Below are 24,744 nucleotides of genomic sequence, written 5' to 3' on the forward strand. Positions count from 1 at the left end.
CCCCGCCGCCGCCACGCTCGCCCGCCGGCTGGCCCGCGGCCCCCGCCGCGCCCTGGAACTCACCAAGAAGTCGGTCACCGGGGCCACACTCGCCGAGCTGGACGCCGCGCTGGCCCGCGAGCACGAGGGACAGTGCGAGCTCCTGGTGTCCGACGACTTCGCCGAAGGGGTCGCCTCGATCCTCGAGAAGAGACGCCCCGACTTCTCCTGACCCGGTCCTCCACCCCCACCGCCCACGAAAGGCCGAATCATGACCACCGCCACCATGGACCCCGTCGCGGAACTCCACGCCGCCCGTCGCAACCACTGGAACACGTGGGTGGCCACCCACGCCGAGATGAACCCCGACGGCGAGGCGCTGCGCTACCTCGGCCAGACCACCACCTGGTCGCAGCTACACGAGCGCAGCGGTCTCTTCGCTGACGCGCTGGCCCGTCGTGGGGTCGCCAGGGGTGATCGGGTCATGCTGATCACCCTCAACAACCCGGAGTTCGTCGAGGCGGTGCTCGGCATCAACCGGTTGGGTGCCATCGCGGTGCCGGTGAACTTCCGCCTCACCCCGGCCGAGCTGGCCTACCTGGTGAGCGACTGCGCGCCGAAGGTCGTCGTCACCGACGCCCTGCTCGCCCCGCTCGTCGGGGCGATCCGTGCCCAGGGTGAGGAGCCGGGAGACCACATCGTCATCGGGGGCGAGTCCGGAACGGAGGACCAGACCACCTTCGCCGACGCGCTGGCCGAGGAGGGCGAACCGCATCCGCCGGTCGACGTCCCGGAGGACTCCACCGCCCTCATCATGTACACCTCGGGCACCACGGGTCGGCCCAAGGGCGCGATGCTCTCCTACGAGAACCTCACCGCCCAGTCCCTGACCTGTATCCGGGTGTTCCGGCTCTTCGACGAGGAGGGGCGCGCACTGTGCGCGGCCCCGATGTTCCACATCGCGGCGCTCGGTTCGATCGCCCCGAGTCTCCAGCTCGGCGGCGTCACGGTGGTCCACCCCCTGCAGGCCTTCGACCCGTCCGCCCTGCTCGACACCCTCGAGGCGGAGCGGATCACCAGCGTCTTCCTCGTGCCGGTGCAGTGGCAGGCCGTCTGCGCCGAGCAGAAGGCCCGCCCGCGGACGCTCGTGCTGCGCAACATCTCGTGGGGTGCGGCCCCGTCCACGGACACGATCCTGCGCGCCATGTCCGAGACGTTCCCGGACGCCCTCAACTGCGCGGTGTTCGGCCAGACCGAGATGAGCCCCATCACCTGTGCGCTCGACGGTGACGACGCGATCCGCAAGCTCGGGTCGGTCGGCAAGGTCATCCCCACCCTGCAGGCCCGTGTGATCGACGCGTTCGGGGAGCCGGTCGGTCCCGGCGAGGTGGGCGAGATCGTCTACCGCGGACCCACCACCATGTCCGGCTACTGGAACAAGCCCGCGGAGACCGCGGAGGCCTTCGAGGGTGGCTGGTTCCACTCCGGTGACCTGGTCCGGATGGACGACGAGGGCTTCGTCTACGTCGTGGACCGCAAGAAGGACATGATCATCTCCGGCGGCGAGAACATCTACTGCGCCGAGGTCGAGAACGTCATCGCCGGCCACCCCCGGATCCGTGAGGTCGCGGTGATCGGTCGCAAGGACGAGAAGTGGGGCGAGGTGCCCGTCGCGGTGGTCGCCCAGCACGAGGAGGAGGGCCGCGCGGACATCACCCTCGACGAGCTGACCGGGTGGCTACGCGACAAACTGGCCGGCTTCAAGCTGCCCAAGCACCTCGTGCACGTGGAGGAGCTGCCGCGCAACGCCAGCGGCAAGGTGGTCAAGGGCGCGCTCCGCTCGGAGCACGGCTCCACGGGTGTCTGACCCGGCGGCCGAGTCGACGTCGGAACCCGGATACCACTGACATGGTCTTCCAACTCCCCGCGGGCCGAGGCCCGGTGGTCGATCTGGCGGGACAGGTCGGATCGCTGGTCGGCTACTCGGTGTTCACCCTGCTGAGCTGCGTGCGCACGGTCGCCACGGGGCGGCTCTCGCTCGCCGAGACCCGCGACCAGGCCCTGTTCGTCGCGCGGGTGTGCTCGGTGCCGGCGTTGCTATTGATGCTGCCGGTCGGCGTGCTCGTCGCCGTGTCGGTGGGGGAGTTGGCGGGCCGACTGGGGGCGGCCGGGTACGCGGGCGCCGTCGTGGCCTTCGTCGTGGTGGGGCAGGCGTCGGCGCTGGTCTGCGCGCTCATGCTGGCCGGGGTCGGCGGCTCGGCCATCTGCGCGGACCTGGGCTCCCGCACCATCCGCGAGGAGGTCGAGGCCATGGAGGTCATGGGGCTCGACGTGATCGAGCGGCTCGTGGTGCCCCGCGTCATCGCGACCGTGCTGGTCTCCCTGGTGATGTGCGCCCTGGTCACCGCGATGGGGGTGACCGCGTGTCTGATCTATCAGGTGTACGGCCAGGGGGAGTCGGCCGGGGCGTTCCTGTCCACGCTCAGCGCGTACGGCCGCCCGTCCGACCTGTGGATGGCGATGGCCAAGTCGGTCGCGTTCGCGGTGGTCTCGGCCCTGATCGCGACGTTCAAGGGACTGCACGCCAGAGGCGGGTCGAGCGGGGTCGCGGACGCGGTCAACGAGACGGTGGTCCTGGCCTTCGTCACCGTGTTCGTGATCAACACCGTCCTGTCGGCGGTCTACGGGCTCGTCGTGCCGTCGGTCGGGAAGTACTGACATGGCCTCGCTCCGGGTGACCGACACCAGCGCCGTGCAGAAGCTCCGGGCGTCCCGGCCCGCCGCGGGCCTGGCACGGGCCTCGTCGGGGATGGCGGAGGTCGGCCGCCACGTGAGCTTCGCGGGCCGGGTCATCCTCACGCTGCCCACCGCGCTCGTGCGGTACCGAAAGCAGGTCGTCAAAGAGGTCGTCGACGTGGGCTTCGGCTCCAACTCGCTGATCGCGGGCGGCGGCACCATCGGGATCGTCCTGGCCATGTCCGCGGTCGCGGCGATCATGGTGGGCGTCGAGACCTACCGCGGGCTCGACCTGATCGGCATGACGAGCCTGTCCGGGATGCTCTCGGCGATGGCCAACACGCGCGAACTCGCGCCCGTCGTGGCCTCCATCGCCCTGGCCGCCAAGGTGGGCACCGGCTTCACCGCCCGGCTGGGCTCGATGCGGATCTCGGACGAGATCGACGCCCTCGACGCGATGTCCGTGCCGACGATCCCCTACCTGGCCGGGACCCGGGTCATCGCCACGATGATTTGCATCGTGCCGCTGTACGCCGTCGGACTGGTGGCGACGTACATCGCCACACGGGTGGTGGTGGTGCACGTCAACGGCGGCTCGGCGGGTACCTACGACTACTTCTTCCACATCACCCTGGGACCCGAGGACGTCCTCTACTCGCTGATCAAAGCGGTGGTGTTCGCCCTGGTGATCGTGCTCGTGCACTGCAGCTACGGGTATCACGCGACGGGCGGCCCCGAGGGCGTCGGGCGGGCCGCGGGCCGTGCGCTGCGGACCAGCATCCTCCTCATCGGGTTCATCGACATCGTGCTCACCTTCGCCCTGTGGGGCCTGGTGCCCGAGGTCCCGGCGTTGGGGATCACGTGAGGCGGCGTGTGGCGGGACCGACGGCTGAGCGGACGCTGGCGGTCCGCGGGCTGGTCGCGACTGTCGTGGCCGTGGTGCTGGCGGGGTTCCTCGTCGCACGGGGCGCGGGCGTCCTCGACCCGGGGGCGACGGTGACGGCGGTGCTGCCCTCGGAGGCGGGCCGGGTCCCGGTCCACGCCCCCGTCCATCACCTCGGGGTGAAGGTGGGTGACGTGCGGGCGTCCATGGGTGAGGTCTCAGATGACGTCTCGGGTGGCGCCCCGACCGACGCCCCGACCGACGCCCCGGGCGGCGACGGTGAGCCGGGCACCAGGGTGGAGATGCTGATCGCCCCGGAGCACGCGGAGCGCATCCCCTCCGACGTCGTCGTCCGTGCGGTCCCGCGGACACTGTTCGGGGACGTGCGCCTGGACCTGGTGACCCCGGGCGAGCCGGGGACGACGCGCCCCGCCGGAGGGCTCGACAGCGGAGACGTCCTGGCCGCCGACCGCTCCGAGGAGGCCGTGCTCCTCTACGACGTGTTCACCCGCGCGAGCGACCTGCTGGTCTCCATCGAACCCGACCGTCTGCAGGTCACGCTCACCGCACTCGATCGGGCCCTCGACGGCCGGGGCGAGATGCTGGGGAGGGTCATCGGGGACGTGGACCGGGCGGGTGGGCACCTGTCGCCCGCGCTGGAGGAGACCGCCGGTGCGTCCTCCGCCCTCGCCTACCTCACCGAGGACCTGGCCGCGGCCGGCCCGGTGATCCTCGAGACCCTGCAGGAGGCGACGCGGCTCTCGCAGATCGTGGTGGACCGACCCGATTCGCTCGGCCGGCTGCTCGACGCGGGCCTGGCGGTCACCGGGTCGGGCGCGCACATGGCCGACCGGACCGTGACGGGTGCGATCCGACTGGTCGACGACACCGGGGTGGTGTTCGACCGGACCGCCCGGAACCCGCACGGGGTCATCCGGACCCTCTACGCCATGCGCCCCATGGGGGAGGCCGGGGAGGCGGCGTTCTCCACGGGGCGGTTCAACATCACGGCGGTCCCGTCGTTCTCCGACCCCATGCCGTACGGGCCCGAGGACTGCCCCCGCTATCCCGACCTGGCGGGGTCGACGTGTTCGGGTGCGGCGTCCCCCCGCCGCGGGACCGGTCTCACGGTCGCCGCCGCCTCGGAGCGGGACCTGATCCGGGAACTCCAGGCGGCCGCCGCGTCCGAGCCCGGATCGCCCGTGCCTCCGCCCGCCGATCCCGAGGTCGCGCCCGATGCCGCGGCGTGGACCATGCTCGGTCCGCTCGTGCGGGGCACCGAGGTGACGATCCGATGACGAGTCACCGCGGTCTGCGTCCGGCCCTGGGGCTCTTCGTCTACTGCCTGGTCGGGGTCCTGTGCACGGTGCTGGTGGTCAACACGCTCCGGGTGCCGATCGGCTGGGGAGCGCGGGCGTACGGCGCCGAGTTCACCGACGTCGGCGGGCTCGGCCCGGGCTCCGAGGTCACGGTCGCCGGCGTCCGCGTGGGCCGGGTGCTCGGCGTCGAGCGTGAGGTCGGCCCCGGTGGCGAGATCATCGCCGTGGTCGACTTCGAGGTGGGGCGCGCGAGCCCGGTGACCGGTGGTGCCCGCGCGTCGGTCCGATACGGGGACATGCTGGGCATCCGCTATCTCTCCCTCGATCCCCCACCGGACGGCGGACCGGCCGTCGGCGGTGCCGACCCGCTGCCGGAGGGGACGCGCATCCCGCTGGAGGCCACCACCGATCCCGTGGACCTCACCGCGCTCGTCAACGGGTTCAAGCCGCTGTTCGAGGCGGTGCGGCCGGACGAGGTCAACACCCTCTCGCGCACCGTGGTCGCCGCGTTCCAGGGTGAACCGGGTGCCATGGACGTCCTGCTCGCCCGCCTGGCGCTGCTGAGCCGGGACATCGTCGGCAGACAGGACGTGTACACCCGGCTCGCGGACAACATCATGGCGCTCAACACCACGCTCACCGAGCGGGAGGAGGACCTCCAGCGGCTGGTCAGGGGACTCGACACCGTCTCCGGGGCGCTCGCGGACGGCGGCGGGAACGACCTCGCGGTGCTCATCGAGCGCGGGGACGCGGCCACCGCGACACTGGCCTCGATGCTCCGCGAGACCGAGCCGGATCTCCGCGCGAGCGTGGACGCCACTCGTCACACGACCGACGGGTGGATCCCCAACACCCCGGCGTTCGACACCGCGATGGGCAAGGCCCCGCTGTTCGCCCGGGAGGTCAACGCCCAGGCTCAGAAGGGTGGCTTCCTGGCCCTCTACATGTGCAACTTCACGGTCAAGTGGGACGACTGGGAGACCAGCCTGTTCGGCTACCGGAACTCGGGGGCGTGCCGATGAGTCCGATCACCATGGTGCGGGAGAGTCTGGTCGACCTCGTCCGCGACCCGAGGCACACCCGTCGCGGCAACACCGTCTTCGTGGGAGCCACATCGATCCTGCTGGTCATCGCGGTCTTCGCGGCGAGCATGGCCCTGCCCCGACTGTGGTACGTCCTGCGCACCGACCACTACGCGGCCGAGTTCGCCAACGCCGGGGGGTTACGGACGGGGGACCCGGTCCTGGTGGCCGGCGTGCCCAGTGGCCGCGTGGACTCCCTGACGTTGGAGCACGGGCTGGCGGTGGTGGGGTTCCGGCTCGACCGGGGCCAGGACCTGGGCGAGGCGAGCACCGCCACGATCGGTCTCAAGTCGATCCTCGGGAACCGGTTCCTCGAGGTCACGCCGGCGGGCGGCGGGGACCTGGGCCCGCGACAGCGGATCGGGGTGGAACGCACCACCTCGCCCTACATGATCGACGACATCGGGGGGGCGGTCACGGACCTGGCCGAGGAGCTCGACACGACGGCCGTCAGCGCGATGATCGACAGCCTGGACAGCATCCTGCCGCAGGACGCCGGGGCCGCCGGTCAGTCGATCGACGACGTCTCCGCGGCCCTGGGTCTCCTCGCCCGCGAGGACGCGCGGATGTCCGGCGTGGTCACCACGACCCGCGAGCTGGCCGGGGTCCTCGTCTCGCAGGAGGCGAGTATCCGAGCTCTGACCGACCAGTCACTCGTCCTGGTCACCGTGCTCACCCAGCGCCGTGAGGCGCTCAGCTCGCTCGTGTCGTCGCTGGAGGAGCTCGCGACCCGGGTGCGGGTGCTGCTCGACGAGGAGGCCGAGGACGTGGACCGGTTGCTGGGCAACATGCGCTCGATCAGCGAGACCTACCAACGGAACATCGACGCGATGGACGAGGTGCTCACCCGGATGCCACCCGGGCTCCGCGCGGTCACGGACGCGACCGGTAACGGACCGTGGACGGACGTCGCCACACCGACCGGCCCGATCCCGGATTCGGCGCTCTGCGCCCTGGGGGTGATGGACGGATGCAACTGAGACGCGTGAGCCGGGCCAGGGTCGTGGCGATCCTCGCCATCGCCCTCGCCGCCGTCCTGGCGCTGGGTTATCTGCTCTCCGACGCCCGGGGAGACGCCGGTCGCCAGGTGATCACGGCCGAGTTCGCCTCCGCCGAGGGCGTGTACATCGGTTCGCAGGTCCGGATCGTGGGGGTCGAGGTGGGGATCGTCGAGAAGGTCGAGCCGACGGGGGACCTCGCACGGGTGCGGCTCTCACTGGAGCCCGGTACGCGGTTGCCCGCGGACGTGGGGGCTGTGGTGATGAACCCGGCCGTCATCGCCGACCGGTTCGTCGAGCTCACCCCCGCCTACGTGGGCGGGCCGACGTTCCCGGACGACGGGGTGATCCCGGCCGAGCGGACGCGGGCACCCCTCGACTTCGACGAGTTCGTCTCCAGCCTGGACACCCTGAGCTCGGCGTTCTCGCCCGGAGCCGACGAGGTGGCACGTGGTCTCGACCGGGGGGCCGAGGCCCTCGACGGCCGGGGGGAGACGCTGAGCCGGGCCATCAGGAACCTGTCCACGGTCTCGGCGGTGGGCGGGGACCGGGCCGAGGATCTCGACGCGATCGTCACCGAGCTCGCGGTGCTGATGGACGCCGCGGGCGGTCGCGACCAGACCATGCGCGACCTCGTGCTGGGACTCGACGACCTGGGTCGGCAGCTCCGGGACGACCAGATCGACGTGGCGGCCCCGGCGGAGGACCTCCGTGTGATCCTCGACGAACTCGACGCGATCGTCGCCGCGCGCGGGGACGACATCACCGCGACGACCACCGCGACCCGCGAGGTGACGGCGTTGTACGCCCGCCACCGCGCGGACTTCGCGGAGTTCCTGGATCTGTACCCGGTGATGATGGAGAACCTCGCGGCCGGGATCGGACCCGACGGCCGGGCGCGCATCCGCCTCAACGTCTCGTCCAACATCACCCACTTCGCCCGTGGACGCGAGCTCTGCCAACGCGAGCCGCTCCCACTGTGCACGGGCGCCGGCCTGACCAACCCGCTCATGTTCCCGGTCGAACAGAGTGACCCGATCGGCCTCCTCGGGGCGTTCGACCGGGTCGCGGGGGGTGGGTGAGCGCCATGCGTGAGACCAGAACCCGTCCGCACCTGGTGCGCGGACTCGTGGCCCTCCTCGGGTTGGTGTTGCTCGGGGGAGCGGCGACGGTGGCCGTGAACACCCCGCAGCTCGCACTCCAGTCCGTTCCCCTGGGGATGGACACCGGGGAGGGTTCGGCGGACGTGGAGATGCGATTCGAGCGCGCCGACCGGCTCGCACCCGGTGCGGAGGTCCGCTACGGCGGACGCCTCGTCGGCCGGGTCCGCAGTGTCGGCACCGACGGCACGGAGGCCGTGATCGGTGTCCGACTCGAGGGCGACTCCGGCGTCCCGGCCGGCGTGTTCGCCGAGATCCGCCTGCCTACCGCCCTCGGTAGCCCGTTCATCGCGCTCACCCCGCCGGAGGCGCCCGCGATCGTTGCGCTGCTCGAGGACACGGGGTTCGTTCCGCGGGCGCACACCGGCGTCGGTCCGGATCTCGAGTCCAGCCTCGCCTCGCTGGGCCTGCTGCTCAACGGGAGCGGGATCGCGCAGCTCGGTTCGGTGATGGAGGAGCTCACCGTGGCCCTGGACGGGCGCGGTGAGGAGATCGGGCGCATCCGGGAACGTGGGGACCGCGCCCTGGAGTTGTACGAGGCGAACCGCGACGAGATCGACCGGACCATCCTCGCCCTGGACCGGGTCAACGCCTCGCTCGCCGGTCGCCGCGAGCTCATCGACCGCGGAATGCAGGTGTCCGCCGACCTCGTCTCGGAGGCGGCGGCAAGTCGGGAGACGATCACCGCACTCATGGACACCACCACAGCCCTGACCGTGCAGGTCGAGCAGTTCACCTCGGCCACGGACGGGCGCCTGACGCCGTCTTTGCGAACACTGACCGTCCTGCTCGAGGACATGGAGGGCTTCGGGGACGAGGTGGCCCCCACCCTCGACGCCCTGCAGCGCTTCGTCACCAACTTCGACATCGCGATCCGCGGCGACCACATGATGTTCGACGGCGCGCTCGACCTCCCTGGGTCGCTGGATGCCATGGGTACCGGCGGCGAGGCGCGCGCGGGTCGACCGCTGCCGCTCGGTGCCACCGGACCCCCCGACGCCCAGCCTCCGGTGGGGGGTGCGCGGTGAACCGTCACATCATCGCCCAGGCGCTGCTGTTCGCGCTCATCTCCGTGGTGGCCATCGGCTACGGCATCCGGTACATCGGGGAGGACGCGGACGTGGCGAGCGGCTTCCGGGTGGTGGCACACGTCGAGGACGCGCGGGGTGTCGGACCCGGGGTGCGCGTGACGTATCGCGGCGTCGACGTGGGCGAGGTCCAGGACGCCGTGCTCGACGGGGTCGGCGGGGTGCAGCTCCGGTTGAGGATCATCGACGGCACCCTGATACCCGCCAGCGCCCATGCCCGGGTGGTGACCAGTACGGCGCTGGGAGACAACCGGCTCGACGTCCGGCCGACGAGTGGCGCCGGCCCATACCTGGGAGAAGGTGGTGAGTTGCTGGTCCCCGAGGACGAGCAACCAGCGGCGATCGAGCATCTCATCGCGGACATCGACACCTCGCTGCGGGCACTGGACCCGGAGTCACTGGCCTCGTTCGGGGACAGCGTGGCCACCGCGCTCGAGGGCAACGGCCCGCGGCTGGGCGCGATCCTCGAGGACACCGCGCTGCTCACGGCGGTGTTGTCCGAGCGGGCACCCACGTTCCGCGGGCTCGTCGGCGACGGGCTCGTGACCGTACGTGCACTGGCGGCCCGCCCGGATCCCCTCAGCGGCTCGGCCTCGGTGGTCCGCGACGTCGCCGAACAGCTGGCCCGCCGCGAGGACACCCTCGTGTACCTCCTCGACCGCTCACCCGAGGCGATGATTCGCGCGCAGGAGCTCCTCGACGCCAACCGGGATGACGCGGCCGGTCTGCTCGCCAACACCCTCGTCGTCACACCAGTGTTCCGGGATCGGGGACCCGCCTGGGAGGCCGGTCTCACCCAGGGCGAGCGGGGACTTCGCGCCCTGGCGGGGACCGTGCGGGACGGGCGCGCCGACTTCCAGCTGGTCGCCACCCAGGGGCCGGTGTGCGTGTACCCGTACGAACCCCGCGACGTCCTCGACCACTCCCCGCGAGAGCCGAACCTGCGGCTGTACTGCCCACCGGGCGAGGACCTCGAACAGCGGGGGTCGCGGGCGGCTCCCCGACCGAACGACGAGGGGCTGGCGGGCGCGACCGAACCCGGCACCAGGATCGGCCCGGACATGGCCGTCGACCCCCTGCTCGTCCCGACCGGCAAGGAGATCGCCGCGTACTGGGCGACGATGATGGAAGGACTGCGTCATGGCGGCTGAGGCACCCAGGGAGGACAACGTCCCGGAGGGCAGGGCCCGGGAGAACAACGTCCCGGAGGACAAGGCCCGGGCGGACACCTCCACGGTGGACGACGATCCCGTGGAGGGCACGACCCCCCCGCGGAGGAACTCCGCTCGCATCGTGAGCGCTGTGGTCGTGGTGGCACTGGTGGCCGCGTGTGCCTGGTTGGGCTACCTCGTGTGGTCGGACCACCGGGAGGACGAACTCCGACGCAGCGCGGTCGAGGACGCCACCCGCCTGGTCGTCCAACTCGCCTCCTACGACCACGCCGACGTGGACGCCAACATCGAGGCGGTCGTGGCGGACGCCACTCCGGAGTTCGCCGACCGCTATCGCGAGGTCTCCGAGGGGCTGCGCGAGTTGCTCACCAACGGACAGGGCACCTCGACCGGAACCGTGACCCACGCGGGGGTTCAGAGCGTGGACACCGGCAGCGCCGTGGTGCTGGTCTTCCTGGATCAGGAGATCACCAACGTCACCGTGCCCGAGGGCCGGGTCGACGCGAGCCGCATGGTCGTGACCCTGGTCCGCGACGGGAACCGCTGGCTGCTCGACTCCGCCGAACTGGCCTGATCCGACACCGCCGAACCGGCCTGATCCGACACCGCCGACCGAACGACACCGATACCCGAGGAGAACCGCCACGTGATCACCGAACTGCACCGCAATCCCGCCCCGCCCACCCCACGCCGTCGACCGCCCGTCCTCCCCGACGCCCTCGACTCGATCGGTGCGGCCGGCGGGGTCGCCAACGTCATCATGCAGTTGTCCTGGCCCGAGGTGGGCTGGGGGGTACGCGAGAGCCGGGTGGACACCGGCAACGTCTACAAGAGGCCCTTGAAGCGGGCCCGGACGACCTTCCAGTACCTGGCGGTGGCCACGCTGGGGAGCGACGACGACAAGCGCGTCTACCGCGAGGAGGTCACCCGCATCCACCGTCGGGTGCACTCGACACCCGACAGTCCGGTCAAATACAGCGCGGTGGACCCGAAGCTCCAGATGTGGGTGGCCGCCTGTCTGTACGTGGGATTCGAGGACGTCTTCGAGTGGCTGCACGGACCCATGACCGAGTCCGACCGCGAGGCCTTCTACCGCTCCGCCCCGTCTCTGGGGACGACGCTCCAGGTGCGCGCCGACCAGTGGCCGGCGACGCGGGCGGAGTTCGACGACTACTGGCACGAGGGCAAGTCCCGGATCCGATTCGACGACCCGGTACGCGAACACCTGGTGGGTCTGACGGAGCTCCGGATGCTGCCGCAGCCCACGACGGTCCTGTTCGGGCGCCTGAACAAGTGGGTGACGACCGGGTTCCTGCACCGCGAGTTCCGCGACGCGCTGGGGCTGGCGTGGGACCCGCGGGACCAGCGGCGCTTCGAGCGGTTCCTGGCGCTCACCGCGGCGGCCAACCGGATGCTCCCGTACCCGGTCCGGACCCTCACCTACCGGGTGCTGCTGCTGGACCTGAAGTGGCGCCTGCGAACCGGACGGCCGCTGATGTGACGTCCCGGGGCTCACGTCGGAGATGAGACGGCGGAGGCCGGGGCGGTGTCGCCCCGGCCTCCGGTGGTCGCGGGTCGGACCCGCGCGACGAGTGCCGGGTGGTCAGGTCTGCGCGGCGAGTGCCGGGTGGTCAGGCCTGCGCGACCAGCGTCGGGCCCCGGTCCTCGTCGCGGTCCTCGTCCCACACGCCGGCGCGCTGGAGGTGCGCGATGAGCAGGTCGGCGCCGTTGGTGAACTCCCTGTCGACCACGGCGTGGGCCGTCTCCACGTCGCCGGTGCGCAGCGCCTCGAGCATCCGCCTGTTGTCCTCGAGCGCGGTGGACCGCCAGTCCGGATCCTCGGCGTAGAGCCGGTAGGGCATGTAGCGCGCGGCGTTGTTGAGGAAGCGGGACAGCTTGTCCGACCGGGACGCCCGGTTGATCGAGCGGTGGATGGCGTACTGCGCGCTCACCACACGGTCCGGATCGCCCGTCACGGCCGCCGCCTCGAAGTCCTCCACCAGGCGGGCGTGGTGCTCGAGGGCCGCCTGGTCGAACCGGGTGATGGCACGGTCGACGATCCGCTTGGACAGCCGGGCCTGCAGCCAGAAGATGTCCTCGACGTCCTGCCTGCTCATCGGCGAGACCAGGTAACCGCGTCGCGGGACCAGATCGACCAACCCCTCCCCGCGCAGGGTCAGCAGGGCCTCGCGCACCGGGGTCACGCTCACCCCGAGAGCGGCCGCGGTCTCGTCCAGACGGATGAAGTCCCCGGGGCGCACCTCGCCGCTCATGATCCGGGTCCGGACGTGGTCCGCGACCTCCTCGGAGAGCTGCGGACGCTGCGCGAGTCGTGTTGCGGCCATATCCGCCACCTCATCTCCGGGGATCACGAACGACCGAGGGGCCTCGGCCGAGAATCGAAATCAAATATATCCGAGGAGTGTGCGATTGCCCAGCAGGGGTGAGCGCCTCTCCCCCGCTGTATGGCCCCGGTGGAGGGTCTCGCGCATCGCACCGGCCCGGGGGAGGTGGGCGTTTCGCCCGCGTGTGCCGACGTGCCGGGCGAGACTGGGGGCATGACCTCATCCGAGACCCGTCCAGCCGTCCGCACCGAGCGCCGCGATCACATCCTGCTCGTCACCCTCGACCGCCCCGAGGCCCGCAACGCCGTCAACGGCGAGGTGAGCACGCTGCTCGGGCGGGCCCTGGACGAGGCGGACACGGACCCGGAGATCCGGGTGGTCGTCCTCACCGGGTCGGGGGAGCAGTCGTTCTGCGCGGGTGCGGACCTCAAGGCGATCTCCCGTGGAGAGGACATCTTCCCGGCGGAGAACCGCCAGTGGGGTTTCGCGGGCATGATGCAGCATCACGTCTCCGTGCCGGTGATCGCCGCGGTCAACGGCACCGCGCTGGGCGGGGGCTGCGAGATCGCGCTGGCGTGCGATCTCGTGGTGGCCGCCGATCACGCGGTCTTCGGACTGCCGGAGGTCAGGCGGGGCCTCATCGCGGCGGCGGGCGGTGCGTTCCGGCTGCCGGCTCAGCTGCCCCACCGGGTGGCCATGGAGATGATCCTCACCGGTGAGCCGGTCACGGCCGAGCGCGCACTGGACCTGCATCTGATCAACCGGGTGGTCCCGGCCGGGGACCTGCTCGACGCGGCGCTCGAGCTGGCCGGCGTGATCGCCGCCAACGCCCCGTTGGCCGTCCAGGCCAGCAAGCGCGTCGCGCTGGGCATCAGCGACGGGACACGCCCGGCGGAGGACGACCGCTGGAAGGTCAGTGACACGGAGATGATCACCGTCATGACGTCGGAGGACGCCATGGAGGGCCCGCGTGCGTTCTCGGAGAAGCGGGCTCCGGTCTGGAAGGCGCGCTGAGACCCATCCCACATCCCGACCGGATGTGCACCCCGCCCGCCCGCACTACATTTCCTTCATGGGAGCCCAGTTCAGGTCAGCGGTGATCGAGGAGGACCTCCAGGTCCTCGACTCCGAGAGTCGGGAGCTCACGCCCAGGGCGTCCGAGCTGCTGGCCCACCGATCAGCGGACGTCGCTGCCGACGAGGTGCGCAACTGTGTGATCCGGACGCGCACCCGTCCGGCCCACACGGCCTCGGGCCTGCGCTCCGGGCTGCACGAGGCGCGCGAGGGACTGCGCCGGGTGGGCGAGGGCCGCGGCCTCACGGTGGCGGCCGCGGGAGCGGTCCCGCTGGTCCCCCCGGGGTCGGCGCTGGTCGACGAGAGCCCCCGGATGCGCCGGCTGCTGGCGGACTACGAGTTCCTGGCCCGCGGTCAGATCTACTGCGGCACCCGGATCCGGGTGGATGCCGTGGACACCGACGAGGCGGTCGCCCTGGCGTGCCGGATCGCCCCACACCTCCCGGTGTTCCTGGCGCTCACCGCGAGCTCGCCCTTCCTCCGCGACGGATCCGACTCCGGGTACGCCAGCTGCCGCTCGGTCGCCGCGTCCCAGTGGCCGACCACCGCGCCGGTGGCGGGCGTGTGCTCGGCGCACGACTACCACGCACTCGTCGACGACCTCGTCGGCAGCGGGGTGATCACCGACGCCTCGATGGTCGGCTTCGGGATCCAACCCGGCGCGGACGGGCGGTCGGTGGAGATCCTGGTGTGCGACGCGTGCCCCTCCGCCGACGCCACTGCCCTCGTGGCCACCCTGTTCCGGGCGCTGGTCGAGCGCGAGGCCGAGGCCCTGGCGCGGGGTGCGGAGCCGTCCGCACCCGTGGAGACCAGGCTCCGGGCCGCGTTGTGGCGCGCCGCGAGATCCGGTCTCGAGGGCGCCCTGGTCGACCCGGTCACCTTCCGCCCCCGTCCGGCGGCCGACGTCATCACCGACCTGGTCGACTCCCTGGCCGAGCAGCTGTCCGGCACGGGGGACCTGGACACGGTGCGCGCGCTGGTCGACGACGCGCTCTACAACGGCAGCAGCGCGTTCCGTCAGCGGCAGACCCTGCGCCGCCGGGCCCACGTCCAGGACGTCGTGGACCTGCTGGTGGTGGAGACCGGCGGTACCAGCGGCTCCCGTTCGCCCGTCCCGGACGCGCACTCGCGACTGTTCGGTGTCTACCTCCCGATCGAGGGCCTGGACGAGGACCCGAGCTGGGACGAGGCGGTCGAGGCCGGTGGGCGGCCGCGGGCCCCGTACGACCCCGTCCTGACGGCGCTGCAGCGGATCGGGACCGTCAGGCTCCGGGCGCGGCAGGTGCGGGCCGAGCAGGAGGCCTCGGTCGCCGGGGTCACCTTCCGGGTCACGGGCCAGGAGCGTCCCCACGCGTTCCCGATGGACTTCGTCCCCCGGATCATCACCTCGGAGACCTGGTCGCGGCTCGCGGCCGGGATCGAGCAGCGCGCCCGCGCCCTCGACGCGTTCCTGGACGACGTCTACGGCGAGCAGGAGTTCCTCGCCGCCGGGCACCTCGCCCCCGAGGCCCTCGATCGGGCACCGGGGTTCCGCGGGAGCACCGGGCGGGCGCTGGGGGCGGACCGGATCCGGGCGCACATCTGCGGGATCGACCTGGTGTGCGCGGACGACGGTCGGTGGCTGGTCCTCGAGGACAACGTCCGCGTGCCGTCCGGTGTCGCCTTCTCCACCGCCCACCGCGAGATGACGTCGGCGTTGTTCGGCGACCTGGTCGACGAGTTCGATCTCCACTCACCCGACCAGGCCTTCCCCATGATCCGTGAGACCCTCGTGGCGGCGGCACCGCCGGCGGCGGGCGACACCCCGAACGTGGTGGTGATGTCCTCCGGTTCGGCGGACTCGGCGTGGTTCGAGCACCGCCTGATCGCCGACCGGACCGGCCTGCCACTCGTCACCCCTGACGAGGTCGTCTTCCGGGACGGGATCCTGCACCGCAGGACCCGCGACGGACTCCAGCGGGTGGACGTGGTGTACGCGCGGATCGACGAGGACATGCTGCTCAGCTCCCCCGGACTCGACGGCGAGCCGCTGCGGGACGGCCTGCTGGACGCCCTCGCCGGGGGGCGGCTGACGGTGGCCAACGCCCTCGGGAACGGGGTGGCGGACGACAAGGCCGTGTACGCCTCCGTGCCCGCGATGATCGACTTCTACCTGGGGGAGGCCCCGGTCCTCGAGCAGGTGCCGACCTACCTGTGCGCGGACCGCACCCAACGCGACCTCGTGCTGGACCGGCTGGGGGAGCTGGTGGTCAAGCCGATCGACGGGTACGGCGGGCTGGGGATCACCATCGGGCCCGAGTGCTCCGAGGCGGAGTTGGCCGCACGACGCGAGGAGCTGCTCACCCGGCCCGAGGGCTTCATCGCCCAGGAGGTGGTGGCCCTGTCGACGCTCCCGACCTTCGACGGCACCCGCATGCAGAGGCGGCACGTCGACCTGCGCGCCTTCGCCCACCTGAGGCGCGAGGGAGGCCGGACGACGGCCCACGCGGTCCCGGCCGGCCTCACCCGGGTGGCCCCCGCCGGGTCGCTGATCGTCAACTCCTCCCGCGGGGGTGGCGGCAAGGACACGTGGATCATGCGCTGACCCCGGGCGCCCCCCGCCGCGGGTGCGGACCCCGAACGGTTCCCCTACCGTGACTCCGATGACCGATGGACAGCGATGGATCAGGATCGAGGAGGAACTCCACCTCGTCGATCTGCGGACCCGACGACCGGTACGGCGCGCACCCCAGGTGCTCGAGGCCGCCGGCGAGGGGGGCGGCGGCACGGATGGCGGCGCTGCGGCTGATGCTGTGGGCGCCCATGCGGTCTCGGCCCGCCACGGCGCGCTCGTGGTGTCGGACGTCGGCGCCCACACCGGGCTCGCCGAGCTCGCCGAGGCACTCCGACTCACCCGGTCCCGGTTGGCCAGGGCGGGAGGTGGGATCCGCACCGGGGTGGTCGCGGCGGGTTCGCTCGCCTCACCGGGGGTCGAGTTCGACCCCACCCCGGAGGAGCCCCACCCCGCCCCGGGTCGCGAGTCCCAGACCCGGGCGGCGGCGAGGTTCCGCGTGGTGGTGGAGGTCGCGGACGCCGACGAGGCGCAGTACGTCGCGCGGCGTGCGGTCGCCGTGGCCCCCGTGCTGCTGGCCATGGCCGCCAGCTCTCCCTACTGGGCCGACGGCGGAGACTCCGGGTACGCCTCCACACGGACGTTCGAGGCGAGGTGGTCGCCCGCGCACCTCACGGTCGTCCCCGCCGACACCGCGGAGGGTGTGCAGGCGGCGGAGGACGAACTACTCGGCACCGGGGTGGTGGTGGACCGGGAGTCGATCGACATCGACCTCCGCCCGTCCCGGGACGGCGCAGGGGTGGAACTGGGAGCGTGTGACTCGTGTAGCACGGTGGACACCCTCGTCGTCGTCGCCGCCCTGTTCCGCGCCACGGTCGACCGCATCCTCGCCGAGCGCGCGGACCACGGCGACCACTGGGAGGATCCGTCGCCCACCGTCCTCGACGCGGCGTTCTGGCGGGCGGCCCGATCGGGGATGGAGGGCGATCTGGTGGACGTGACCACCGGACGCCCGCGACCCGCGTCCGAGCTCCTGAACGACCTGGTGGAGGGGCTGACCGGGCAGCTCCGCGCCGGCGGCGAGCTCGAGCTGGTCCACGATCTCCTCGACGGCATCCGCGGGGCCGGCACCTCGGCGGCCCGCCAACGCGCCGCCCACCGCCGTCGCGGGAGGCGTGGCGACGTGGTGGCCGTCCTGCTGGCGGAGACCGTCGACCGGATCCGGCCCCGCGACGTGGCGGACGACCGCGGCATGCGGTCGATGCTCGCCTCCTACTCGCCGCTGGGTGAGGCCGTCACCGAGGAGGTGCACGACGAGGCGATCACCGAGGACGGCGTGCCGCGGCCCGAGTACGTGGACGTGCTCAAGGCCGTCTCGGACCTGGGCCCCGAGACCCTGTGTGAGCGCAAGGACACGGTCGACGACAGCCTCCGCGACCTCGGGGTGACGCTCAAGGTCTACGGCAGGGACGAGCCGCAGGTGTTCCCGCTGGACGCGGTCCCGCGGATCATCCCGGCCGACCAGTGGGCGCGGATCTCGGCGGGGATCGAGCAGCGCGCCCGCGCGATGGAGTTGTTCCTCCGGGACATCTACGGCCCCGGCGAGATCACCCGGGCCGGTGTCGTCCCCGCCGAGGCCCTCGAGCGGGCACCGGGTTTCCGTCCCACCGGCCGGTCGGTCCCGGCCGGGGCGTTGCACGCCCCGGTGTGCGGGGTCGACCTCGTGTCCACCGCCCCGGGCGAGTGGGTGGTCCTCGAGGACAACCTGCGGATGGCCGGCGGACTGGCCATGGCGGTCGCGCTGCGCGACCGGATCAGCGAGGGCTTCCCCGAGTTCGGCGCACGGTCCGAGATCCACGATCCCCGGGTCGGCCTGGACATGCTGACGCAGACGCTGCGCGCGGCCGCGCCGGACGGCGTCGACGATCCCGCGATCGCGGTGGTGATCGCGGAGGACGAGCTCGGATCCTTCGACCTGGGCCAGGTCGCGGCCGCGATCGGCGGCCCGCTCGTCACCCCCGACCACCTGGTGGTCGAGGACAGTCGACTGTGGCGCGTCGACGGCGACGAGCGCAGCCCCGTCGACGTGCTCTACGTCCGTATGGACGAGGAGATGCTGCTCTCCTCCGAGGGGGCCGACGGAACCGTTCTGCGGCGCGGTCTGCTCGGCGCGATGGCGGAGGGCGGGGTGGCCGTGGTCAACGCCCCCGGCAACGGCGCGGCGGACGACAAGGCGATCTACGCGCGAGTGCCGGAGATCATCAACTTCTACCTGGGGGAGAAGCCCCTCATCGGTCAGGTGGACACCTATCTCTGCTCCGACCCCGAGCAGCGGAAGCAGGTCCTCGACCGGCTGGGGGAGCTCGTGGTCAAGCCGATCGACGGGTACGGGGGCTCCGGGATCACCGTCGGCCCCGAGTGCACGCCCCGCGAGCTCGACGAGCGCCGCGACGAGCTGAGGCGGCACGGCGAGCGATTCGTCGCACAGGAGGTCCAGGCCCTGTCCACCCTGCCGACGTTCGACGGGCAGGAACTCCAGCGCCGACACGTCGACATGCGGGCGTTCGTCATGCTCCGACCCGGGGACTCGGGTGAGATCCTCGCCTCCGCCCCGCCCGTCGCACTGACACGGGTGGCTCCGGCGGGCACGATGGTCGTCAACGCCTCGAGCGGGGGCGGGGGAAAGGACACCTGGATCCACCGTGCATGACACGACCGAGATCACCGAGGAGGCCGAGTCCCTGGACGTCGCGGGCCCACCCGACGACGCCGCCGGGGGGCCGGACGCGATCCGTCACACCACCTCTCCGTGCCTGTCCCCGGACGGGTCGATGCTGGCGTGCGTGGTCACCGAGCGCACCGGATACCCGCGGGCGGTGCAGCGGCCACTGGGCCTGGGGGGCCTCGACGGGGCAGGGCCGGAGCGCGACGTCGTGCTGCCCGTCAACGGCCCGGTCCGTCGAGTCGCCTACTCTCCCAACGGCAAGTGGCTGGCCTGTGAGGTGGCACCCGACGGCGGTGAGCGCGAGCGGATCTGGCTGGTCACGACCGATCCCGCGGACAAGGACGTCTACCCGATCGACACCCACCACGACGCCACCGAGCAGATCGTCTGCTGGGACGGCGACCTGCTGGCCCTGACCGCCTTCGACTCCGAGGGACTGGCCGAGGGCAGGCTGGTGGACCCGGAGACGGGCGAGAGCACGGTGGTCGACAGCCGGATGGGGGGCGCGCTCGTCCACGCCCGCGACGGCGCGGCCCTGTTCCGGGTCGGAGCCCGCGGCCACCGCGAACTGCTCCGGATCGTCCCGGACGGCCGCTGGTGGCCGCTGTTGCCCGTGGACACCGGGTCCACCACGGACGCCGGCGTGATCCTCGACGCCGGGGGCGAGGACCGGCCCATGAGGATGATCGTCCGCAGCGACCACTCCGCGGAGCGCATGGGCCTGATCGCGGTGGTCGCGGACGAGGAGAGCACGGAGTCCTGGCCGGTGGCCTACCGCGAGGACGCGGACCTGGACCGGGTGGAGGTGAGCCTGGACCGCTCGACGGCGGTGCTGCTGTGGAACGTCCGCGGGGGCTTGTCGGAGATCGAGGTGCTCGACCTGAGCGGGGACCGGCCGCGGGTGATCGTCAGACCGCCGCTCCCCGAGGTCGTGGCGTCCTCGCCCACCCTCACCGCCGACGGCCGTCTGCTGGCGCTCACCGTGCAGAGCCTCGACCAGCCGCCGCGCATCGTCATGTACGACGTGGAGCGGCGGAGGTGGACGGGAGAGCCGCCGAGGCAACCGGATCCGGCACCGATGCTGGTCCACTTCACGGCCCGCGACGGGCTGGAGTTGTCCGGCTGGCTGTACCGCGCAGACCCGGCCGACGAACCGACCCCCACGGTCGTGTACCTCCACGGCGGGCCCGAGGGACAGTCCCGGCCGGGGTACAACGACCTCGCCCGCCGGTACCTCGACATCGGCGTGACCTACTTCGCGCCCAACGTGCGTGGGTCCACGGGGTCCGGACGCTTCTTCAGCCACGCCGACGACCGCTACGGCCGCTTCGCGGGGATCGACGACGTCGAGGACGCGCTGTTGCACCTGGTCGAGGCGGGCATCGCCGACCCCGACCGGGCGGTGGTCTCGGGCCGCTCCTACGGCGGGTATCTGGTGAACGCGACCCTGGTCCGGCACCCCGGGCGGTGGCGAGGGGGCATCGCGGCGTGCGGGATGAGCGATCTCCAGAGTTTCTACCGCACCACCGAGCCGTGGATCGCCGCCGCCGCCTATCCCAAGTACGGGAACCCGCTGCAGGAGCGGGAACTACTCAGGGAGGCGTCGCCGCTACATCTGTATCACCATGTCGACGTCCCCGTGCTCTTCGTCCACGGGGCACACGACACCAATGTGCCGCTCAGCGAGACGGAGCAGGCCGTGGAGGCGTTGCGTCGCCGCGGCGTACCGGTGGACGTGCTGCTCTTCGAGGACGAGGGTCACGAGTTCGTGAAATTGGCCAACAGGCAGCTGCTCGGAGACCGGGTGGTCGACTTCTGTCAGGAGGTGTTCGGTGTTCGGACGCAAGAAGAGTGAACCCGGCGACGCGGACGGGTTCGAGGGACGACTGATCGGGTGGCGGCGCCACATCCACGCCCACCCCGAGTTGTCCTACGAGGAGACCGAGACCACCGACTACATCGAGGGTGAGCTCCGGTCGATGGGGCTGACGCCCAAGCGGTTCCGGATCGGCACCGGCCTGTGGTGCGACGTCCCGGCCGCCGACGGCGCCACCGCGACCGACGTCGTGGCCCTGCGCGCGGACATCGACGCACTGGCCATGGGCGAGGACTCCGGCGAGTCCTTCGCCTCGGAGGTCGACGGCGTCGCCCACACGTGCGGTCACGACGGCCACACCGCGATGCTCCTGGGCGCGGCCGAACTGTTGGTCGCCGACCCGCCGCCGCGACCCGTGCGCCTGATCTTCCAGCCGGCGGAGGAGACCATGCCGGGCGGGGCCAAGGACTGCGTCGAGGAGGGCGTGGTGGAGGGCGTGGACCGCATCATCGCCCTGCACTGCGACCCGCACCGCCGCGTGGGCGAGGTGGGCGTCACCGGCGGCGCCATCACCTCGTCCAACGCCAAGATCGGCATCACGGTCCACTCGGACGGCGGGCACACCGCCCGGCCGCACGAGACCCAGGACACGGTCTTCGCCCTGGCGCAGATCGTCACGGGGGTGACCGCCGTGGTGGATCGGACGATCGATCCGCGCTCGGGCACGGTCCTGACCTGGGCCTCGGTCAAGGCCGGAGGGACCGCACCCAACGTCATCCCCGACTCGGGGCAGCTGTGGGGCACGCTGCGCAGCGCCGACCGCGACGTGTGGGCCACGGCGGAGCCCGTCGTCCGCGAGGCCGTCGAGACGATCGCCGCGACCTACGGGGTCCGCGCCGAGGTCGACTACGTCCAGGGCGTGCCGCCGGTGGTCAACGACGAGACCTGCGCCGACCTGGCCGCGTCGGCCGTCGAGCAGGTGCTCGGTGCCGACGGGGTGGGCACCGCCGTCCAGTCCAGCGGAGGCGAGGACTTCGCCTGGTACACCGAGGAGATCCCCGGCGTCTACCTGCGGCTGGGGGTGTGGGACGGCGAGTCCGAGGAGACCGACCTGCACCATCCCGGGTTCGTGCTGGACGAGGCCGCACTGCCCCACGGCGCCAGGATTTTCGACGCCTTCGCGAGGACGGACCGACCCGCGGGATGACCGGCCGACGGGGTGAGCGGCCCGCCGAGCCGGTGGAGGACCACCGCGATCGCGGGTAGACAGAGGGGCATGACAGCCGCCCCGACCGAGATCGCCCCGACCTTCTCCGCCCCGACCCTGCCCGCGGCGAGCGGGCCGCTCTCGCAGGCCGTGGTCACGGCGCTGTCGACGGGCCGGACAGACGGGCTCCCGGGCGTGCCGGCGGACACCGATCCGCTGGGCCGCGATCTGCAGCTCGCGCTGTACACGCTCTACGAGCTCCACTACCGGGGCTTCGCCGGGGTCGACGCCGACCTGGAATGGGACCCCGAGCTCCTGCGGCTGCGGCGCGCACTGGAGTCCCTGTTCCTTGATCACCTCCGGGGAGCCGTCGAGCCCGGCGAGGACCCGGTGGCGGAGATGGACGCACTGTCCGTGGAGGCGACCTCCGGCACCGGCCCGTCCTGGTACTTCAAGGACGAGGGCACCTGGGACCAGCTGCGCGAGTACTTCGCCCACCGGTCTCTGTACCACCTCAAGGAGGGCGACCCCCACGCGTTCGCCATCCCCCGACTGCAGGGGCAGGCCAAGGCCTCGTTCGTCGCCGTGGAGTTCGACGAGTTCGGCGGCGGGCGCGGCGAGCGGGTTCACCAGCAGCTGTGGGCCGACCTCATGCGGGCCGCCGAGCTGGACCCCACCTACCTGGGATATCTGGACCGGGTGTCGGCGGCGACGCTGTCGACCGTCAACCTGATGTCGCTGTTCGGGCTGCACCGGTCGCTGCGCGGGGCCGCGATCGGCCACTTCGCCGCCATCGAGATCACCTCGTCCCCCGGATCGGCGCGGCTCGTGGCGGGCCTGCGGCGGATGGGGGCCCCGGAGGAGTGCGTGCACTTCTACGCCGAGCACGTGGAGGCCGACGCGGTGCACGAGCAGGTGATGCGCCACGACGTCGTGGGGGATCTGGTGGACCGGGAGCCGCACCTGGCGGCCGACGTGGTGTTCGGGATGCGCACGCTGGACTACCTCGATGAGCTGGCGGCGGACGAGATGCTCGCCGCCTGGGGCCGCGGGGACTCCTCGCTGCTGCCCTGACGTGCGGGCGTGTCCCGCTCACGCCGACACACCGCGGCATCCGCTCGCGCGCCTGCACACCCGGCGGGACATCTGCTCGTGCGCCTGAGCGCCTGACGTACAGCCGCCCGCGGCGATGCACTCCGGCGCGCGCAATGGGGCACGCAGGCGTTCATCGAGGGGAGCGGCTGCGGAGAAGAGTGGGCCGGGGAGCGGCTGCGGAGAGGAGTGGGGGGCGCGACCCGGCGCGGGCTCAGTCGTCGGTGCCGGCCGAGGTGTCGGTGGGGGTCTCGGCAGCGGCTTCGGCAGCGGTCTCGGGAGGGGTGGCCCGGATCTTGCGCCGGTGGCTGGTGTCGCACAGCGGGTAGGTCTTGCTGCGCCGGCACGTGCACACGGCCACCATGAACCGGTCGGAGCACACGCGGGCTCCGTCGTCGGTGATCAGGTCGACAGGCCCCTCCACCAGCATCGGCCCGCCGGGGACTATGCGGACGACCCGCGCTTCGCGCTCACCTGCGATCGACACGGACCACCACCAGTTCCTCCACCCGCCGCCCGGGCTCGAGCAGGCCCGCCGCCTCGAGTCGCTCGGCGTACGCGAGCATGACGGGACCGAACTCCACGACCCGGCTGGCGACCTGACGGGCCTCGAACCCGACCCGCCCGAGCCGCTCGATGGTCTGCGGCGGGTCCGAGAACTCGGAGTGGACGATGAGCATGCTCCCGCCGGGGGCCACGAGGTCCGGGGCCAGATCGCACAGCTCGTCCAGGACCACCCTCCCGTTGGCGCCGGCGTCCCAGGCCCGGTTGGGTCCGGTCCCGCGCAGGGGCTTGTCCGAGGGGACGTAGGGCGGGTTGGAGACCACCACGTCGAACGGCCCGGCGCGGCGGGCGTCGGCGAGGGTCCCCACGCGCGCGTCCACCCGAACCCCGGCACGCTCGGCGTTACGGGTCGCGCACGCGACGGCGGCGGGGGAGATGTCAAAAGCGAGGACCTCCCGCGCACCCTTCAGCGCCGCCTCGATGGCGAGGATCCCGCTACCTGTACAGATGTCGAGGACCCGCTTGTCCGTGACCAGATCAGCGTGGTCCAGCGCCTCGCAGAGCAGCCACGAGTCGGACTGCGGCGCATAGACACCGTCGTCGACCTCGATGTGCGCGAACCGTGTCTGGGTCATCGGGCCTCCGGTGAGGGTCGTCGGATGAGGCCCAGTCAATCGACGTACCCGGACGCCTGCAACCGCTGGGACTCTAACGCTGCCAGTACAGCCCGCCGGGGACGTCGCCGCCACCGGTCAGTCGGCAGGTCAGGACGGTGCCGTCCGGGGCGGTGACCGCGATGTCCTGCTGCATGCAGGGCGTGCCCAGCAGGGCCGGGCCGGTGCCGTCCGGGCCCGATCCCTCCGGCTGCGGAAGCCACAGCGGGCCGGCCCCACCCGGGTCCTCCAGGCAGAACAACGGCGACCCGTCCCCGGCCTGGGCGAGCTCGCCGACCAGGTGGCAGGGCCCGCCGGCGCCCACGACGTTCGCGGGCAGCTGGGTGGACACCGGTGGTG

The 24,744-nt window shown here is 72.0% G+C and carries 21 protein-coding genes and 1 pseudogene; 18 read left to right on the top strand and 4 right to left on the bottom strand.

Going from position 1 to position 24,744, the window contains the following annotated elements:
- The 12 genes and pseudogenes from G6031_RS05590 to G6031_RS05645 form a co-directional block, all read left to right on the top strand.
- A pseudogene (locus G6031_RS05590) lies at positions 1–211 on the top strand (enoyl-CoA hydratase); the annotation flags it as partial.
- Positions 212–250: 39 nt separating this feature from the next.
- Positions 251–1,846: a fatty-acid--CoA ligase FadD5 gene (fadD5, locus tag G6031_RS05595; RefSeq protein ID WP_182610219.1), complete on the top strand. Its 1,596-nt coding sequence runs from the start codon at positions 251–253 to the stop codon at positions 1,844–1,846.
- Positions 1,847–1,887: 41 nt separating this feature from the next.
- A complete protein-coding gene (locus G6031_RS05600; RefSeq protein WP_179523939.1) occupies positions 1,888–2,697 on the top strand; it encodes an ABC transporter permease in 810 nt (269 codons plus the stop codon).
- A 91-nt stretch (positions 2,698–2,788) separates the two neighbouring features.
- The gene (locus G6031_RS05605) at positions 2,789–3,580 is read left to right on the top strand and encodes an ABC transporter permease (RefSeq protein WP_241734227.1); all 792 of its coding nucleotides are present in this window, start codon (positions 2,789–2,791) and stop codon (positions 3,578–3,580) included.
- Between the two features lie 8 nt (positions 3,581–3,588).
- The gene (locus G6031_RS05610) at positions 3,589–4,896 is read left to right on the top strand and encodes an MCE family protein (RefSeq protein ID WP_182652716.1); all 1,308 of its coding nucleotides are present in this window, start codon (positions 3,589–3,591) and stop codon (positions 4,894–4,896) included.
- On the top strand, positions 4,893–5,939 hold the full coding sequence (locus G6031_RS05615) for an MCE family protein (RefSeq protein WP_182652717.1): 1,047 nt from the start codon (positions 4,893–4,895) through the stop codon (positions 5,937–5,939). The genes G6031_RS05610 and G6031_RS05615 overlap by 4 nt, the downstream gene beginning before the upstream one ends.
- Positions 5,936–6,979 (top strand): MlaD family protein, encoded by a 1,044-nt coding sequence (locus tag G6031_RS05620; RefSeq protein ID WP_182652718.1) that lies wholly within the window; start codon positions 5,936–5,938, stop codon positions 6,977–6,979. Before G6031_RS05615 ends, G6031_RS05620 begins: the two co-directional genes overlap by 4 nt.
- Positions 6,970–8,079: an MCE family protein gene (locus G6031_RS05625; RefSeq protein WP_182652719.1), complete on the top strand. Its 1,110-nt coding sequence runs from the start codon at positions 6,970–6,972 to the stop codon at positions 8,077–8,079. Before G6031_RS05620 ends, G6031_RS05625 begins: the two co-directional genes overlap by 10 nt.
- A gap of 5 nt (positions 8,080–8,084) precedes the next feature.
- Positions 8,085–9,185: an MlaD family protein gene (locus G6031_RS05630; RefSeq protein ID WP_182652720.1), complete on the top strand. Its 1,101-nt coding sequence runs from the start codon at positions 8,085–8,087 to the stop codon at positions 9,183–9,185.
- Positions 9,182–10,396, top strand: a complete 1,215-nt coding sequence (locus G6031_RS05635) for an MlaD family protein (RefSeq protein WP_182652721.1) — start codon at positions 9,182–9,184, stop codon at positions 10,394–10,396. Before G6031_RS05630 ends, G6031_RS05635 begins: the two co-directional genes overlap by 4 nt.
- A complete protein-coding gene (locus G6031_RS05640; RefSeq protein ID WP_182652722.1) occupies positions 10,386–10,991 on the top strand; it encodes a hypothetical protein in 606 nt (201 codons plus the stop codon). The genes G6031_RS05635 and G6031_RS05640 overlap by 11 nt, the downstream gene beginning before the upstream one ends.
- A 72-nt stretch (positions 10,992–11,063) precedes the next feature.
- Positions 11,064–11,918, top strand: a complete 855-nt coding sequence (locus tag G6031_RS05645; RefSeq protein ID WP_347238446.1) for an oxygenase MpaB family protein — start codon at positions 11,064–11,066, stop codon at positions 11,916–11,918.
- Positions 11,919–12,048: 130 nt separating this feature from the next.
- Here the strand turns inward: G6031_RS05645 and G6031_RS05650 are convergent, their stop codons facing one another.
- Complete coding sequence (locus G6031_RS05650) at positions 12,049–12,762, bottom strand: GntR family transcriptional regulator (RefSeq protein WP_187702079.1); 714 nt, start codon at positions 12,760–12,762, stop codon at positions 12,049–12,051.
- Between the two features lie 213 nt (positions 12,763–12,975).
- Between G6031_RS05650 and G6031_RS05655 the strand changes: the two genes are divergently transcribed.
- The 6 genes from G6031_RS05655 (at position 12,976) to G6031_RS05680 (ending at position 23,209) form a co-directional block, all read left to right on the top strand.
- A complete protein-coding gene (locus G6031_RS05655) occupies positions 12,976–13,776 on the top strand; it encodes a crotonase/enoyl-CoA hydratase family protein (protein WP_182652724.1) in 801 nt (266 codons plus the stop codon).
- 58 nt (positions 13,777–13,834) lie between these two features.
- Complete coding sequence (locus G6031_RS05660; RefSeq protein WP_182652725.1) at positions 13,835–16,420, top strand: carboxylate--amine ligase/circularly permuted type 2 ATP-grasp protein; 2,586 nt, start codon at positions 13,835–13,837, stop codon at positions 16,418–16,420.
- A gap of 58 nt (positions 16,421–16,478) precedes the next feature.
- On the top strand, positions 16,479–19,097 hold the full coding sequence (locus G6031_RS05665) for a carboxylate--amine ligase/circularly permuted type 2 ATP-grasp protein (RefSeq protein WP_182652726.1): 2,619 nt from the start codon (positions 16,479–16,481) through the stop codon (positions 19,095–19,097).
- Entirely contained in the window at positions 19,090–20,967 is a 1,878-nt protein-coding gene (locus tag G6031_RS05670; protein ID WP_182644003.1) for a prolyl oligopeptidase family serine peptidase, read from the top strand. Before G6031_RS05665 ends, G6031_RS05670 begins: the two co-directional genes overlap by 8 nt.
- Positions 20,945–22,135 (top strand): amidohydrolase, encoded by a 1,191-nt coding sequence (locus G6031_RS05675; RefSeq protein ID WP_182652727.1) that lies wholly within the window; start codon positions 20,945–20,947, stop codon positions 22,133–22,135. Before G6031_RS05670 ends, G6031_RS05675 begins: the two co-directional genes overlap by 23 nt.
- Before the next feature lie 69 nt (positions 22,136–22,204).
- Positions 22,205–23,209: an iron-containing redox enzyme family protein gene (locus tag G6031_RS05680; RefSeq protein ID WP_179523924.1), complete on the top strand. Its 1,005-nt coding sequence runs from the start codon at positions 22,205–22,207 to the stop codon at positions 23,207–23,209.
- Positions 23,210–23,441: 232 nt separating this feature from the next.
- On the opposite strand, the gene G6031_RS05685 is transcribed toward G6031_RS05680, so the two are convergent.
- From G6031_RS05685 to G6031_RS05695, 3 genes are all read right to left on the bottom strand, one after another.
- A complete protein-coding gene (locus tag G6031_RS05685) occupies positions 23,442–23,657 on the bottom strand; it encodes a CDGSH iron-sulfur domain-containing protein (protein WP_179526061.1) in 216 nt (71 codons plus the stop codon).
- A gap of 40 nt (positions 23,658–23,697) precedes the next feature.
- Positions 23,698–24,366, bottom strand: coding sequence for a HemK2/MTQ2 family protein methyltransferase (locus tag G6031_RS05690; RefSeq protein ID WP_179523923.1), 669 nt, complete (start codon positions 24,364–24,366; stop codon positions 23,698–23,700).
- A 73-nt stretch (positions 24,367–24,439) separates the two neighbouring features.
- A partial coding sequence (locus G6031_RS05695; RefSeq protein ID WP_206682143.1) for a hypothetical protein occupies positions 24,440–24,744 on the bottom strand: 305 nt, incomplete at its 5' end.

Source organism: Dietzia sp. CQ4 (assembly GCF_014145125.1).
In the GTDB taxonomy this organism is placed as follows: Bacteria; Actinomycetota; Actinomycetes; order Mycobacteriales; family Mycobacteriaceae; genus Dietzia; species Dietzia natronolimnaea.

Coding starts and splice junctions, on each gene's coding strand:
- G6031_RS05650 (WP_187702079.1), bottom strand. CDS start 12,762: ATGGCCGCAACACGACTCGCGCAGCGTCCGCAGCTCTCCGAGGAGGTC.
- G6031_RS05690 (WP_179523923.1), bottom strand. CDS start 24,366: ATGACCCAGACACGGTTCGCGCACATCGAGGTCGACGACGGTGTCTAT.
- G6031_RS05630 (WP_182652720.1), top strand. CDS start 8,085: ATGCGTGAGACCAGAACCCGTCCGCACCTGGTGCGCGGACTCGTGGCC.
- G6031_RS05605 (WP_241734227.1), top strand. CDS start 2,789: ATGGCGGAGGTCGGCCGCCACGTGAGCTTCGCGGGCCGGGTCATCCTC.
- G6031_RS05625 (WP_182652719.1), top strand. CDS start 6,970: ATGCAACTGAGACGCGTGAGCCGGGCCAGGGTCGTGGCGATCCTCGCC.
- G6031_RS05640 (WP_182652722.1), top strand. CDS start 10,386: ATGGCGGCTGAGGCACCCAGGGAGGACAACGTCCCGGAGGGCAGGGCC.
- fadD5 (WP_182610219.1), top strand. CDS start 251: ATGACCACCGCCACCATGGACCCCGTCGCGGAACTCCACGCCGCCCGT.
- G6031_RS05615 (WP_182652717.1), top strand. CDS start 4,893: ATGACGAGTCACCGCGGTCTGCGTCCGGCCCTGGGGCTCTTCGTCTAC.
- G6031_RS05665 (WP_182652726.1), top strand. CDS start 16,479: ATGACCGATGGACAGCGATGGATCAGGATCGAGGAGGAACTCCACCTC.
- G6031_RS05655 (WP_182652724.1), top strand. CDS start 12,976: ATGACCTCATCCGAGACCCGTCCAGCCGTCCGCACCGAGCGCCGCGAT.
- G6031_RS05620 (WP_182652718.1), top strand. CDS start 5,936: ATGAGTCCGATCACCATGGTGCGGGAGAGTCTGGTCGACCTCGTCCGC.
- G6031_RS05685 (WP_179526061.1), bottom strand. CDS start 23,657: ATGCTGGTGGAGGGGCCTGTCGACCTGATCACCGACGACGGAGCCCGC.
- G6031_RS05600 (WP_179523939.1), top strand. CDS start 1,888: ATGGTCTTCCAACTCCCCGCGGGCCGAGGCCCGGTGGTCGATCTGGCG.
- G6031_RS05680 (WP_179523924.1), top strand. CDS start 22,205: ATGACAGCCGCCCCGACCGAGATCGCCCCGACCTTCTCCGCCCCGACC.
- G6031_RS05660 (WP_182652725.1), top strand. CDS start 13,835: ATGGGAGCCCAGTTCAGGTCAGCGGTGATCGAGGAGGACCTCCAGGTC.